Origin of the sequence: Alteromonas sp. MmMcT2-2 (assembly GCF_022348305.1) — a bacterium.
Taxonomy (GTDB): Bacteria; Pseudomonadota; Gammaproteobacteria; order Enterobacterales; family Alteromonadaceae; genus Alteromonas; species Alteromonas macleodii.
Map to the genome: position 1 here is coordinate 21,996 of NZ_JAKRFA010000016.1, position 14,912 is coordinate 36,907.

A 14,912-nucleotide genomic window follows, 5' to 3' on the forward strand; every position below is an offset into this window, starting at 1 on the left:
ATGGCGGGGAGCAGTATTTAGTACTGTTTACCCTTTATACTCAGCCCAAATAGGCGCGTGATCAGACGGCTTTTCGATGCCTCTCAGCTCATAATCAATACCGGCGTCATGTAGTTTTGCATGAAGCGGTTTTGTTGCCAAAATCAAATCTATGCGAAGGCCACGATTATCGTTGAATCCTTTTGAGCGGTAATCGAACCATGAGAACCTGTCGTTTGTCTCTGGGTTGAGTGTTCGAAAACTATCTTCAAAGCCCCAATCGATCACTGTGTTCAACCACTCACGCTCTTCCGGCAAGAAGCTGCATTTTCCAGTTTTCAGCCAACGTTTGCGGTTGTCTTCACCAATGCCAATGTCCAAGTCTGTATGAGAGATGTTGACATCGCCCATAACAATTACGTTGTCATCTGGTGTGTGGTTATCATCTAAATAAGTCATTAAGTCTTTGTAGAACTTACGCTTAGCTGGGTACTTGGTTTCATGTTTTTCGTTTTCGCCCTGAGGGAAGTAACCATTTAGAACGGTAACGGGCTCGCCAGCATCATCGGTGGTTTTTAAAATAATCATGCGACGTTGGGCGTCTTCGTCATCTGTTGGGAAACCCATCGACACAGAAAGCGGCTCTTTCTTCGCCAAAAAAGCAACGCCGTAATGGCTTTTTTGTCCGTGGAAATAAACGTGATAGCCCATGGCCTCAACGGCTTCTACCGGAAACTGTTCGTTGTGAACTTTAATTTCCTGTAAGCCAATAATATCGGGTTGGTGTGCGTCGATAACCGCCTGAAGTTGATGTAGACGAGCGCGAATACCGTTTATATTAAATGAGATTACTTTCATGCTTTTTAGTGGTTGCTTCGAATTTGGCTAGAGTTTACCAGAAACTGCACGGCCGCTTAACGACGTTTTGCCACTATATTAATGCATTCAGTCGATTGGCTAGATTAAGTTTATTTATAGCTAATGGTGAAATCGCTGTGTATAAAGGCTCGTCATTAGCATAAATTTAGTCATCCCTTAATCACACGTTTGCCTCATGGTAGGGAGTGTCATTTGGTGCCGTGCGCTTGCCGAGTGAAATCAAAAACTCAAACCAAGCATTTGCGTCTTGCACCGCGTTCTTAACAAAGCTTTCATTATCTAGGCCGAGCTCGGGTAAGAGTGTTTCTACGTCTTGTTTGAAAGACACCCATGCTTTAGCACACCCTGCCATCGCTTGATAATACTCGGTAGGAATATCTAACGTCATGGCTTCTAACCGCCTAACAATAATGTTGGCGCCCATTGATGAGCCCAACCATACATAGATGGCTGCGATGGCATGGCTGGTGGTTGAATTAGAGCAAGGAGTTAACTGTGCGATAGCCTGGGCGTTTAAGACAGGCTCATCTTTGTTTTTTATTCTTGTAGTAGGTTCGAGCTTGGCATGGGTGTCATCGTAACGTTGTTGAGCAGAAAGTGTTGCGGACGACAACGCGTGGGTGTCATTGTTAAGCGCTAGTAGAACAACTTCGCTATCGAGCATTGAGGCGATGCGGCTAAGGGAAGGGGTCTGGAGTGCAGCCTGTTTTACGGTTGCTGCTGTTGTTTGGTGAAACACCCTCATGATGTTAAGGATGGCAAGATAGGCCTCATGGCTAAACTCACTATCTTTGTGGTACATCGAGAAGGGAAAGGTATTTTCCAAAATAGCGTGGTTGGCATGGGTGTCTTGCTTAAGAGCAGTAAATAGATTGCGCATGAGGTAAAGGTCTTTGCGTTTAAGCTTTCACAGCGTTGGATGATTTGCTCTAACTTTATCATGGGTGTCTTCGTAACGGGCGAAAAATGTCAATGTTAATAATGTAATGGCTGATCGAGTTACAATCGGGGGATGATTCCCGTAATTTCAGGGGTAAACCTGGGTGTCTTCTTTATATTGTTTTTGATGATGAAGAAGAGCTATGGATGGGTGTCTTTGTAAGTGGGTTAGCCGAGGGGGCTTTTTTAACGCTTATTGCATTGCGCCTATTACTGGGGCAGGTATACTTGCCGCAAAATTTGAGATAGGTGAAATAACGTGTTTCCAGAAACAGTTGCAGACAAATTAAGTGATGCGGTTATCGAGCAAGCGATGAAGCTAAGTGCAGAAGACCGACAAGAGCTTGTAGTGAGCTATATTGCAAAAGCAAATGAAATTTGGATGGTGCAAGGTAGTGAAGGTTTTGTGATGTTTGAAGGTGGTGAAAGCGTTCAGCTACCAGTATTCCCGCATCACGATTTAGCTCAAAAGTTTGTAGATATAAACGAAATTGAAGGCCAATGCGTGAATATTACACTCGATGAATTTATGCAAACTTGGTTGCCAGGCCTTGATAAGAATGGCGTTGAGCTAGTAATGTTCCCCACCACGAGTGATGTTGAAAACCTAGTTATGACTGCAGATGACTTAGCCTCAGAGCTTAGCGGAAATTAAGCAAGGTATAGAGATCATGAGTTCTCTCGAAACTTTGCTTCCTCTGGCTTCATCTTTGGCTAACGCGAAAGGATGGGACGATTTTACTCGTACACTGATGCTTGCGGGTAAATCGCTTGTCCCGCTTCCAGCGGAAAAACGTTCGGCTGAAACAGAAGTAGAAGGGTGTGAAAGCCCGGTATGGCTCGCCACTTTTGACGAACAAGGCAGTTTGATGGCTTACTCGCCTAGCAAAGTGATTCGCGGCGTGCTTGCAGTATTGTTAGAAAAAGCAAACGAGTTAACCCCGCAGCAGCGCAGTGAATTCGACTTTGAGAGATATTTGTCTCGCTGTCAGCTGGAACGCTACTTAAGTCAGTCCCGTGGAAACGGGATTAAATCTGTAATAGCTAAATTAAAGGGCATCTAGCCGTTAAACTAGTGACTGCCGTTATTTGTTTTTTGCTTCAATCCACTGGCTCATGTACTTGCTCGCTGTCAGTGTTTGATGCCACAACAAGCTTTGCATAAATAAACCGTTTCTATGCGTGTTAAGCGACTGTTTTAAACCAATGATTCTTTCAATTAACGGCACATCGGGCTGTTCGCTTTCAAATGAGCTAAGTATTGATGCCGTTAAGCTACTAGCGCTATCCCACGTAGACTTATCATTGTGAAGTGCCACAGCTTGTCTGACGTAGTCTTGAATAACCGCTGCGTCAGTTGTATTCGCGCTACAAAGCGCACCAGGCCATTGCGCTAGCTGCTTTGGATCATCGATTTCCTGTATATTGCTATTAGCAGTGATTGAACCGGTTGAGGTGATACCTTCTGCGCCTATCCACGTGGTGATACTAGGAGTAGCGCAGCGCATCGCATCAATTAGTTTGCCTTTAATGCCTGCGCCAAATCGTAAAGGAGCGATCAGCGCCTTTGCACTCAACATTATAGACTCCACATTTTCGGCCCAACCTTTTACCAAAAAGCCTTGTTTTTCGTTGTGCAGTTGGGTGGCCTTTTTAGGCGGGTAAGCGCCGTATATGTGCAATTCTGCTTTAGGTAGCGCTTTTCTTATCTCAGGCCATATGCTTTGCTTAAGTTGCAGGACCGCGTCCCAATTAGGCGCATGGCGAAAGTTCCCAATATGAACAAAGTGCGCTCTTTCCTCAAAAGAAAGCGTGACGAGGGGCGTTTTTCCTACCACAAGAGGGTGGTATTGGAGCTGCGCTCTAGGTACACCGTAATGTTCCGTCAAAAGCGCCATTTCTCGTTTTGAAATTACTAATGTAAGGTCGCTTCTTAGTATTGCTGCAACTTCTCTTTGCGCCAATTCGCTATTTAACTGAGCAAGGCGAGCATCATTGTCCTGTTTTACCGCTTCGTGCCTAGCCTGACGCAGGCTGTGCAAATCTTCAGTGTTTAAAACTCGAAGTGCATCTGGGCACGCTTCTTTTACTCGCCAAGAAAATTGCTCTTCTGTCATGTAGCGGTCGAATATAACAACGTCAGGCTTTATATGCGCTATTTGGCTATTAAAAGAACTACAATTCAATGCCACAGAATGCACATCAACGCCTAATGCTGTAAGGTCTTCTTTATGGTCGCTATCGGTGGCAGCGGTCAGAAATGTCACATTGAAATCGGCAGATAAGCAACGCTTAATAATAGCTAACATATTTTGGCCCGCGGCCGAAGAATTTGGCTCAGGCCACACATAACCGATAACAGCGACATTTAACATGGATGGATTACAACTTTTGCTTTAAGAATTATGCCATCAAGGGCATAGTGAATAGTATGCAAATACTACCATAAATTTGAATTGGTCATTACAAAAGCAAGTGTTCCTTAGAAAATCTAATTCTTATAGGTAATTACCCTAAGTTTTTCTGTGTATTAGAATTATTTGTATGTAAAAAGGGGCAAAAAGCTATAATACAGGCCTTCCAGAGATGCGCTGAATACACGAGGGCAGTGCGTATCAGCGGCGTTGCGTGAATTGTTGATGTTCAGCGTAAAGCAAGATTTTCAAATTGAAAATGAGCCCCGCGGTATCACGGCTTATGAAGGATTCAGGTTAACTTAATGATTAGTAAAGAAATCATACTTTTTTACTAGTTGATACTTATTGACCAACTACATTTTTGTGCCTATACCTTAATGGACACAAGGCGAATGGAGGTGCCTTCAACGCTATATTGACAAAGGCGGCATGAAAGAGAGTGCACGAATGAATTTAGATGAATTAGTTTCGAAAGCGGAAAACCTCTTTGTTTTACCTGATTCGGTAACTCGACTTAAAGCTTGTATGGATGATGAAGCTTCAAGCATTGACGACATCGGCGATATTATTGCTTTCGATCCGTCATTGGCAACGCAATTGCTAAGAGTAGCAAACTCAGCGCTCTATCGTTTTCCTAATAAAATAGACACCGTCACAAGAGCCATCCAGGTAGTGGGGACTCGCTCCACTTACGACTTGGCACTGGCTTATGGCGTAAGCCAAGCATTCAGTGATGTAGACGGTCAACGTATCGATCTCGACAAGTTTTGGGAGCAAAGTGTATCGTGCGGTCTCTTGGCAAAATACTTTGCCGATATGCGCAATATTCGTGAGCCTGAGCGACTCTTTGTTTCGGGGCTGCTTCACAACATAGGCGAGCTGGTAACCGTTTCGGTTTTGCCTGAGTCGGCAACCCGTTGTCAGGCATTCAACACCAGAGTAAGTCCTGCTGAACTTCAATTTGGAGTGCTAGGGTTCACGTACGCGGAATTATCGGCAAGATTAATTGAAAAGTGGGGTATTCCAAGCTCTATTTATACGCCAATTGCCAGTATCCACAAAGAAGAAGAGGAGTCTGCTTCAACAGATGAGAAGATTCTACAACTCTCATATGTGTTGGCACTCGATAACGTTAACCCTGAGATCTACCCGAGTTATCACAACTTAAAGCCAGAATTGCATGAGGCATTGTCGCTTAATCGCGAAGATTTAGAAGACGCGCTAGATATAACCAACCTGCAGTGTATTTCGGTAATTTCCCTGTTTAACCCTAACGCGTTTATGCTGTATTAACGTAACGTTTTTAACGTGCTTTTCGAAATGCCGTAGCGATCAGTCGAAAATCGCTACGGTTTGCCTACTGATGGCAATCACTTCATTATCCTTATCCCAAATCGTCGCTTCAGTATGGCCATAACCATCTGCAGCTTGTCTTGTGTGAGCTTTATAAGCAAACCAGTCTGTCGGGCTTACCGGCTTGTGAGGATGGATAAATTCCAAGTTCCAACTTACAGTACTGGCTGGTGCCGGAAGCTTCATCATTTGTAAAAGTGTAGGTGGCCATGCGTCGATCATAGTAATGATATGTGCATCAGTGATGGCTTCGGGGGGCTGCTTGAAGCGCATAAAGCCGTGATAATGGCTGGTTTTTCTGCGCGTAAATGGAATGCCGCCATCTTCAATTGCCAAATCAAAATAGCGTAAGAATTTAGGCGTAACTTTAGGTATTTGCGGGATGAACTTTGCTTTATTCGGCTGAGACATGTCGTGTGTATCTGTATTCTCAACTTGAATACCTGACTGACGCGCAACACCAAAACAGGCTTGCGAAAAAACACAGCTTTTGCCGTCTTGAATAGCATGAGCAGTGAACTGAGAGACATTTTTCCCTGTTCTAAGTAGCGTTACTTCGATAGAAAAAGGCATTTCAAGAGATAGGGGACCAACAAAGTTAGTGGTAAAAGAGCGCAGCACGCGATTATCAGTGACTTGCTGCTTTACTGCGGTGTAAAGCATACCGGCAGAAATTCCTCCAAACGCAGTTCGTCCCTGTCCCCACGTCTTAGGGATAACTAGTCCATCAACTTTCCATGTGTTTTCCGAAGTTTGAGATAATTGAGGAATATTGAGCAATTCATCTACTGTCATATTTGCTTGTCTGGTCTGATGAGTTAAGTGTTTGTCATCGTACCTTAAGCGCTATAGAACGAAAAGCCTCAGTTAGAAATTTTCGTTATGTTAACAAATAAGTAACAATTAGTTGTTTATTTTTTTGCCTAATGCATAGACTGGGCTATTGTCACTTAAAAGGACTGTTATGGCCCATACTCACGTTGAAGGTATTCCCGCTGCAGAAGCAGGAGCATCTAGAAGTTACCGGAATTACGTTCTATTCATATTAACCTTGGTGTATGCCTTTAACTTTATAGACAGGCAAATCATTGGGATTCTATCTCCTTTTATTAAAGCCGATTTGGGGTTAGATGACGCCCAACTTGGGTGGCTTAAAGGCATCTACTTTGCGCTACTTTATACCGTGATGGGGATCCCAATTGCATGGCTTGCCGACAGGTACAGCCGCGTTAATATCATTGCGATCTCTCTAACGCTTTGGAGTGGTTTTACCGCTGCATCTGGGTTAGCAGCCAATTACATGCAGCTTGCCATAGCACGTATTGGTGTCGGCATTGGTGAAGCGGGTGGTAGTCCTCCGTCCCACAGTATTATTTCTGACTTATTCCCTAAAGAAAAACGCGCGGGCGCGCTCGCAATATACTCTTTAGGTATTCCTTTTGGCGTCATGCTTGCGTTCTTTGCATCAGCGTTCTTTTTACAGGGCGGCTCTGCCGACTGGCGAACGGTAATGTACAGCGTAGGTATTCCAGGGGTGTTACTGGCTATTTTGCTTAAGCTCACGATCAAGGAACCTGCCAGAACGGTCTCTTTACCAAGCGCAGATGATGCGAATAAGCCGAGTGTAAAGTCGTCGCTCAAGATGTTACTGAAAATTCCGACGTGGTGGGGAATGGCACTGGGTATTTCCTTTGGATCATTCGGTAACTATGCCATATCGACATGGGTAATTGATTACTACGTTCGCGCCTTTGCGGGTTTAGATATTACACAGTTGCTAATCGTTTTTGGCATTATCAATGGCACCGCCTATGCGCTCGGTGTATGGCTAGGAGGCTACATTGCTGATAGATGGGGTAAGCACAATAAAAAAGCTTATGCGTTATTGCCCGCTATCGCACTTATTATTGGTGTGCCGGCATTTTATGCATCGTTACAAGTGCAAGATTTGTGGCTATCAGTAGGGCTCATGGCGCTGTTGTTATTCACCAGTGGTTCATACCTAGGGCCAAGTTTTGCGATGGCACAGACACTAGCTCCAATAAACGTAAGAGCCATGTCGACAGCGTTGTTCTTCTTCGTATTGAACATCATTGCGCTGGGCGGTGGCCCAACGCTGACGGGTATTATTAGCCAAGCATTGGTGCCATCTTTAGGCGAGACGGAGGCATTGAGACAGGCACTCATCTACCTGGTAGTTCCTTACGCGCTTTCTATTGCCGTGTTCTTATGGACGAGCACGAAGATTGTAAAAGATTGGGAAATGGCAGAAGCCAGAGGCTTATAGTATTATCGAACTTTCATGCTAAAGGGCTGATTTAAAGCCCCTTTGTTGTTTGAGTATAAAGGAGTGTTTTGGTGACGTCGTCAGAGTTGAGTTTTCATTTTGCCCATGCAAATGGATTTCCCGCAGGTAGTTATAGTGCGATGTTTTCAGCGTTACCTGATCACTTTCATCGTCTTCATGTTGAGCGCTTTGGACACGATCCTCAGCTTCCAGTGAATGGTAACTGGCGCAATCAAGTTCAAGAACTCATCAAGCATATAAAAAAAGAGAACAAGGATCCGCGAGGCGTGTATGGTATTGGGCATTCATTTGGTGCTGTAATTACCTACATGGCGGCATGCGAGGCGCCAGAGCTGTTCAGAGGCATTATTTTATTCGATCCGCCACTTGTTGTTGGCCCGTTAAGTTACTTTTTTAAATTCGCGAAACACACGCCGTTAATTAACAAGCTAACGCCAGCGAAACTTGCGCAAACACGCAAGACCAGCTGGCCAAGCAATACTGATATGGTGGCGTACTTTCACAGCAAAGCATTGTTTAGGGATATGGATAAACGATGCGTGCGCGATTATGTAAAATCTGTAACCGCCTTGAAGGGGGACAATATTTCACTCACATTTCGTGCAGAAGTAGAAGCAGATTTGTTTCGCAATGTTCCGCACAATTTGGGTAAATATAAAGGAAAGCTTAAGTGTCCGGCCGTATTGGCGACTGGAAGCAAAAGTAACGTGTGTAAGCCAGAAATGTACTCGCGGCTTCTGACGCATAATGCTATTGAGCATAGCGTGCTCGATGGTGGGCATATGTTTCCACTAGAACACCCTGAGCAGGTAGCGAGCTTTATTGAGCGTACATTAACGCATTGGAATAATGAGGCGAATTAAATATTACAGAGATTGATTTAAGCGTTTTAACGCCAAAATCAATCTCGCCATAGCATTAGGATAAATGAGTTAGTCGTGCTTTCTAGGCTTGCTAAGACCACCCACGGGCTGACCTAGCATTTCTCGCGTCACCAGTACCACGCCTTTTTCAGATACGCGGAATCCACGTGCCTTGTCTTGCTCGTGATCGTAACCAATTGTAGTACCTTCAGGAATGACACAACCTCGATCGATAATTACCTTTTTCAGCTTACAATGGCGTTTAATTTCCACATCAGGAAGAATAACGGCGTCTTCAATAAGGCCATAGGAATGTACGCGTACATTGGAAAAGCAAATAGATGAACGAAGTGTAGAGCCTGAAATTATACAACCCCCAGAAACTACGGAGTTAATCGCTTCACCACGTCTGTCGTGGTCTTCCCAAACAAATTTTGCTGGTGGCAGTTGCTCTTGGTATGTCCATATGGGCCATTTTCTATCGTAGAGGTTCAATTGAGGTACAGGAGCAACCATTTCCATATTGGCTTCCCAAAATGAGTCGATTGTACCTACATCGCGCCAATAGGCGTTGTCTCCGCCACTTTTCTCAAAAGGATAGGCGTATACTGGGTGGTCGGCGATGATTGATGGAATGATGTCTTTACCAAAGTCTCGCTGAGAGCCCATATTTTCAGCATCAACACGTAATTGCTCGAATAGAAACTCTGTATCAAACACGTAATTGCCCATAGATGCTAAGCAGCGCGTTGGGTCATTAGGAAGTGGAGTCGGGTTAGCTGGCTTCTCTTCAAATCCGTTAATACGATAGTTTTCATCAACCGACATAACGCCAAACGCACCCGCGGCTTCTTCCAAGGGCACTGACATACATGAAACCGTCATTTTTGCACCAGACTCTTTGTGCTTGGCCAACATATCACCGTAGTCCATACGGTAGATGTGGTCGCCTGAAAGGATCATGACATATTTTGGCAGCTCATCACGAATGATATCTATGTTTTGGAAGACCGCGTCTGCGGTTCCTTCATACCAACTGTCGGAGAAACGTTGAGAAGCGGGTAGGATTTCTACAGATTCGCCAAGTTCTTTTTTGAAATGACCCCAACCGCGAACCAAGTGACGAATAAGAGAATGTGACTTGTATTGAGTAACCACGCCTATTCGACGGATACCTGAATTAACACAATTTGATAGCGGGAAATCGATAATTCTAAATTTACCGCCGAAATAAAGTGCCGGTTTGGCTCGCCAATTAGTGAGCTCGTGTAGTCTAGAACCTTTACCACCCGCGAGGATGAGCGCATATGTATCGCGAGTAAGGTTACTAATGTAACGAGAACTTTGATCTGCCATTTCCTATAAACTCCTGTAATAAAGCGACAACGGTGTATCGATAGAAATATAAAAAGAAAACGAAGTGTTGCGATTGACTGCGCTATGCATGATAGGCCTGATTGAACAGGCATTCTTGATAACCTAAATCCATATTACACAAGATAATTTAGAATGACAGCGCGATTTTCATGCTTTGTGATGAAATGGTAAATGTTTTTAAAAAATTGTAGGTTGGGGGGCTCTCGCCCTTACAGAGACACCCATCCTAATTCCCTTAATCTCATCCAATGGCATTCAACTGTTGCTCTTACAAAGACACCCACCCCTATCTTTTATTCTTAAGCTGGAATAGGCTTCTAGAATTAAAGTATTAGCATGACACCCATTGCTCTTACAAAGACACCCACCCCTATCTCTTATTCTTAAACTGGAATAGGCTTCTTGAATTAAAATTTTAGCATGATACCCATCGCTACTATGAGTTAGTTACTTAGTAAATTTGACGATAAAAAAGTTAGCGAGACACGCAACTCAATTTCATCATGCGCATCCAGAAGAGACCCTCGATCAAAGCAAATCACTGTGTAGACACCCATTTTTAAACTGTAGAAAGTTAGTCTACACTTTGCTCGATAAACGAAGTGGTTACTTCATGCATCATAAGGTTTTATTGCTGAGTGTCCTTTCTCGGTAACGCGAAAGAGAAGGCTCATAATAGTTATTTTGAGTATAAATTTGCTTTCAACTGCGTTAAACATGAGGGGATGGGTGTCTATCTAACAGTAAAATGAGCAAGAAAGATCTTTAAGTGACAAATGTTAATTAAATGTTATATTTGAAGGGGCAATTCTTTTATGGAGTCTCAGATGGGAGCGTTAAAAAAACTCTTAATGGTCGTAGGTGTTGTTATCGTATTATTTGTCGCAACAAGCTTTTTTATTCCTAAAGATTACAGCGTTGAAAGAACAATTAATATTGATGCTCAGCCATCAGAAATATATCCCTATGTCGTTGATTTGAAAGAGTGGAAGAAATGGGGCGTATGGTTCAAGCGTGATCCTGATATGAAACTTGATTATTCAGGGCCTGATAGGGCTATTGGGATGCGTTCCGAGTGGTTAAGTGAAACCGAGGGAAATGGAGAAATGGAGATTACGCAACTAGAGCATAACAGACGTGTGATGTACCGATTATATTTTCCCGATTTTGACATGGGTTCATCGGGCGTCGTAGAAATTGAGCCCACAGAAAATGGTTCTCTTGTAACCTGGAGAGATGAAGGCTCGGTAGACAATAACCCTATAAACAAATATTTTGCTTTGATGATGGACAGCATGATTGGTCCGGATTTCGAAATGGGCCTAGAAAATCTTAAAATACTCGCTGAAAACGCTGGGTAGGGCATATAACTTTCTGATCTGACTGGATAAGTGCACCGTATATGTTCAATCGAATTGCGGTGCATGCTTACCTTCCATGAAACAAAAAAAATTACTTATTACAGGCCTTTCGCTTAATAAACTAGCCGACCTACTGATCTCTGCTAAAACAACCTTGACCGCACTTCTTATTAGCATTGGCGCACCAGTTTGGATGATAGGCTGGCTGGTTCCAATTAGAGAGTCGGGCGCGCTTCTGCCTCAAGTACTTATTAGCATTTATCTTCGAAAACATACTCAGCGGCACTTGGTTTGGCGTGTCGGTATGCTCACACAAACGCTTTCAGTTTTCTGTATGCTGATCGCGGCCATTTCATTTTCGGGGGGCTTGGCGGGTACCTTGATACTTATTTCGCTTGTCTTCCTGAGCCTGGGTCGCTCTGCCTGTTCTCTTACCGTGAAAGATATGGAGGCTGATGTAGCTACGAAAGGTGAGCGGGGTAACCTAATCGGAATTGCATCTACCGTTTCAGGCATGGTCACCCTTGTTATCGCTATACCTTTGACAATTTACGACGGCTCTCTTTCTTCGAACGTGCTGCTGATAGTCTTGTTCGGGAGTCTTTTATCATTTGTTTTGACCCTTATATGTGTATGGCCTGTTAAAACGACGGTAGATGTGGGTGATAAAGAGGAGAAAGCGTTTAGTATTGACTTCGACGCCACGGTTTACAAATTCATTTTGGTAAGAGGGCTTTTCGTTCACTCAGCCTTGGTTGCGCCTTATTTTATGATAGAAAAAAATGGAGATGTAAAAGAGCTGCTTCCTATTTATATAGGAGCCGAAGCAACTGCTGCTCTTTTATCATCAATAATTTGGGGAAAGATTGCAGACAAAAGCGCAAAGTTAACACTCCAAATTTCAGGGGTACTCGCAATAATTTCATGCATTGGTTTGCTTACATTGCAAACGACGCCGATTGTAACCTCTGCACTGTTGTTTTTCTTGTTATCGGTATCCCATGCTGGCGTAAGAACCGGACGGAAAACATATAGTTTAGATGTTAAAGAAGGCCATGAAAGAACAGAGCTGGTTGGCTTCTCAAACACGGCTATAGGTATGATTTTATTAGCATTCGGTGCACTTTACGCTGCATTAACCCCTGTTTTAACCTTTTCAGTGGTTTATATTATGGCTGGTATGCTGTTACTGGCAATTATCACTACTGTTATCTTACCTGACGAGAAGTAGAATGGTTTAGTCAAAGCATATCGCTGCCGAAGATATTTTGGCCATTCGTTTTCTTTTAGTATTTGCTTGGAACTTCCGCATAGATGAACCGTCTCCTGCCGCGACTGAAAACACGTTTTCGAAATCACTGATAATGTGATGCCAATGATGTTGGCATACACCAAGAGGTTTTACATGTTGAATGGGTCTCGTTTGAGCGGCTATCGAATCGGTGTTGCGCAACAGTTGGATTGACTGGTTAAGAAGATCGCAATAGTCATTCAATGTGAAATCTAAGCCGCGAGTGTTTCTGCATCGTTGGTGGCTCTTTAATGGCATTAACCCTTTTATTGTCTTGTTTTGTGAAATACTCGTGTTCAATCTTTTATTAATGCTTGTGTGATATGAGTCTTGTAAGCCCGTTGCGACCTTTGCGCGTATAGGGTTTAAGTCAACATATGCCATACATGAAAGTAGAGCTTTTTCTGTTAGCAATGCTTGTGAACGGAAGCGACCTTCCCAAAATCTGCCAGTACAATCGTCCTCTTCGTTTGCTTTTCTCGCAATATACTCGTTTAAATTTCTCATGAACCAGCTTATGTCGTAGAGCCTTTTTCTATACACATCAGCAGTACTTTTAACTGTCTCATACTCACTTTCGCTCAAGATCTCGCCCTTCATAAACTTTTGAGTAAGTACGGTTCCTTTGTGCATTTTATGCCATTGATGTAACACAGTTTGTAATGACCATGAGAGCGCTGCCTCTTTATTCACGCATAAAACGATATGGACATGGTTACTCATAACAGCGTAAGCACAAATATCTATCGCGAATACCCGGCTCAAAAATAACAGCCGTTGTTCTACCCACGATTTTCGATGCTCGTAACTAACTCTATTGTTTCGGTCGTACCCGCAGAGGTAGCTACGGCGCACGCAGCGAGATATACAATGATAGTAGGGTGTATCTTTTAAACTAATGAGGGATTTTCTGCTTTGAGCCATGTTAGATAAATGCAAGGTAATTAGTCATTGTGTGACCTTAGCATTGTGAATATTCAGTTGTGACCTGACCGATGGACTTGTTTTGTTCTAGAAGAGACACCCAACGTAAGACTTTTCGCTGAAAAGTAATGAATATTTGAAGAGACATCCAATGCAAAGCTAACTTGCTGAGCGTGAAAGAATGTATTTATGAGTTTGTGCCGATAAACTTATAAAGACATCCATTACATAAACGGTGATTTTACGTGAAACTTCACAATTAGGGTGGGTGTCTTTCTTAGAGGGTAGAGGGGGCGCATTGCCGCATCCCCCCATCAGTTTTTTATTTTGCTAGAAGCGCATTAGCTGCTTTCGACACGGGAGAGCGGCCTAAAAGTTCTGAAATGTAAGAAGACGCTTTTAACAATTTCGTCATTTCTATACCTGTTGATATACCCATACCGTTCAACATATATAGGACGTCTTCCGTTGCAACATTTCCACTTGCTCCTTTGGCATACGGGCAGCCTCCAAGTCCTGCAACAGCTGAATCAATTGATGAGATGCCGTATCCAAGGGCAGTGTATAAATTCACTAGCGCTTGTCCATAAGTATCATGAAAATGGGCGGCAACTTTGCTGACATTAATCTCTTTCAATACTTCATCTAATAGTAGTCTTGTAGACATTGGTGTGCCTACGCCGATAGTATCGCCAAGGGATACTTCGTAACACCCCATGTCAATAAGTTCCTTACTCACCTGTGTAACGGCACTAGGTGAAATTTCACCTTCATAAGGACACCCCATTACACATGAAACGTAGCCCCTCACTTTGATTTTGCTTTCGCTTGCCAGGTCAAACACAGCCTCGAAACGCTTTAAGCTCTCGCTTATAGAGCAGTTAATGTTCTTTTGTGAAAAGGACTCAGAGGCAGCACCGAATACTGCAACCTCTTTCGCACCCGCTTCAATGGCTGTTTCCAAGCCCTTAAGGTTGGGTGTCAATGCAGAATAATGAATCTTGTCTTCGGGGCTAAGCGCCTTAAAAACCGCATCCGAGTTTGCCATTTGGGGCACCCATTTGGGTGATACAAAGCTTCCTGCTTCGATACGGTTAAGGCCAGTTTTAGAAAGAAGTTGAATAAGTTCAATCTTTTGTTCGGCGCTTAAGGCCTGCTTTTCATTCTGAAGGCCATCTCGAGGACCTACTTCAACAATACTCACTTCTTTAGGAAACATCA

14 protein-coding genes are annotated in these 14,912 nt (G+C 43.5%); 7 read left to right on the forward strand and 7 right to left on the reverse strand.

Annotated features, from left to right (window positions below):
• Nucleotides 1-27 precede the first annotated feature (27 nt).
• A complete protein-coding gene (gene xthA / locus MHM99_RS11165) occupies nt 28-837 on the reverse strand; it encodes an exodeoxyribonuclease III (RefSeq protein WP_187446438.1) in 810 nt (269 codons plus the stop codon).
• 181 nt (nt 838-1,018) lie between these two features.
• Nucleotides 1,019-1,738, reverse strand: a complete 720-nt coding sequence (locus MHM99_RS11170) for a hypothetical protein (protein WP_061485629.1) — start codon at nt 1,736-1,738, stop codon at nt 1,019-1,021.
• 318 nt (nt 1,739-2,056) lie between these two features.
• On the opposite strand from MHM99_RS11170, the gene MHM99_RS11175 reads away from it, so the two are divergent.
• Both MHM99_RS11175 and MHM99_RS11180 read left to right on the forward strand, forming a co-directional pair.
• Nucleotides 2,057-2,452, forward strand: coding sequence for a DUF2750 domain-containing protein (locus MHM99_RS11175; protein WP_039227089.1), 396 nt, complete (start codon nt 2,057-2,059; stop codon nt 2,450-2,452).
• 16 nt (nt 2,453-2,468) lie between these two features.
• The gene (locus MHM99_RS11180; protein WP_239219348.1) at nt 2,469-2,861 is read left to right on the forward strand and encodes a SufE family protein; all 393 of its coding nucleotides are present in this window, start codon (nt 2,469-2,471) and stop codon (nt 2,859-2,861) included.
• Between the two features lie 21 nt (nt 2,862-2,882).
• On the opposite strand, the gene MHM99_RS11185 is transcribed toward MHM99_RS11180, so the two are convergent.
• A complete protein-coding gene (locus MHM99_RS11185) occupies nt 2,883-4,172 on the reverse strand; it encodes a glycosyltransferase (RefSeq protein ID WP_239219350.1) in 1,290 nt (429 codons plus the stop codon).
• Between the two features lie 489 nt (nt 4,173-4,661).
• Between MHM99_RS11185 and MHM99_RS11190 the strand changes: the two genes are divergently transcribed.
• Complete coding sequence (locus MHM99_RS11190; protein ID WP_239219352.1) at nt 4,662-5,507, forward strand: HDOD domain-containing protein; 846 nt, start codon at nt 4,662-4,664, stop codon at nt 5,505-5,507.
• Nucleotides 5,508-5,546: 39 nt separating this feature from the next.
• Here the strand turns inward: MHM99_RS11190 and MHM99_RS11195 are convergent, their stop codons facing one another.
• Entirely contained in the window at nt 5,547-6,362 is an 816-nt protein-coding gene (locus tag MHM99_RS11195) for a thioesterase family protein (protein WP_239219354.1), read from the reverse strand.
• A gap of 169 nt (nt 6,363-6,531) precedes the next feature.
• On the opposite strand from MHM99_RS11195, the gene MHM99_RS11200 reads away from it, so the two are divergent.
• Together MHM99_RS11200 and MHM99_RS11205 are read left to right on the forward strand one after the other, a co-directional pair.
• The gene (locus MHM99_RS11200; RefSeq protein WP_049586506.1) at nt 6,532-7,854 is read left to right on the forward strand and encodes an MFS transporter; all 1,323 of its coding nucleotides are present in this window, start codon (nt 6,532-6,534) and stop codon (nt 7,852-7,854) included.
• 71 nt (nt 7,855-7,925) lie between these two features.
• Nucleotides 7,926-8,738 carry an alpha/beta hydrolase gene (locus tag MHM99_RS11205; protein ID WP_239219356.1) on the forward strand — a complete coding sequence of 271 codons (813 nt, stop codon included), beginning with the start codon at nt 7,926-7,928 and terminating at the stop codon, nt 8,736-8,738.
• 69 nt (nt 8,739-8,807) lie between these two features.
• Here the strand turns inward: MHM99_RS11205 and glgC are convergent, their stop codons facing one another.
• The gene (gene glgC, locus MHM99_RS11210) at nt 8,808-10,094 is read right to left on the reverse strand and encodes a glucose-1-phosphate adenylyltransferase (protein WP_014976266.1); all 1,287 of its coding nucleotides are present in this window, start codon (nt 10,092-10,094) and stop codon (nt 8,808-8,810) included.
• Between the two features lie 848 nt (nt 10,095-10,942).
• Here glgC and MHM99_RS11215 point away from each other — a divergent pair.
• Complete coding sequence (locus tag MHM99_RS11215; protein ID WP_014976267.1) at nt 10,943-11,476, forward strand: SRPBCC family protein; 534 nt, start codon at nt 10,943-10,945, stop codon at nt 11,474-11,476.
• Between the two features lie 76 nt (nt 11,477-11,552).
• The gene (locus tag MHM99_RS11220; protein WP_061485637.1) at nt 11,553-12,707 is read left to right on the forward strand and encodes an MFS transporter; all 1,155 of its coding nucleotides are present in this window, start codon (nt 11,553-11,555) and stop codon (nt 12,705-12,707) included.
• A gap of 6 nt (nt 12,708-12,713) precedes the next feature.
• Here MHM99_RS11220 and MHM99_RS11225 read toward each other — a convergent pair whose 3' ends face one another.
• Nucleotides 12,714-13,400 (reverse strand): hypothetical protein, encoded by a 687-nt coding sequence (locus MHM99_RS11225; protein ID WP_231514273.1) that lies wholly within the window; start codon nt 13,398-13,400, stop codon nt 12,714-12,716.
• A gap of 613 nt (nt 13,401-14,013) precedes the next feature.
• Nucleotides 14,014-14,910 (reverse strand): hydroxymethylglutaryl-CoA lyase, encoded by an 897-nt coding sequence (locus MHM99_RS11230; protein WP_080986391.1) that lies wholly within the window; start codon nt 14,908-14,910, stop codon nt 14,014-14,016.
• Nucleotides 14,911-14,912 lie beyond the last annotated feature (2 nt).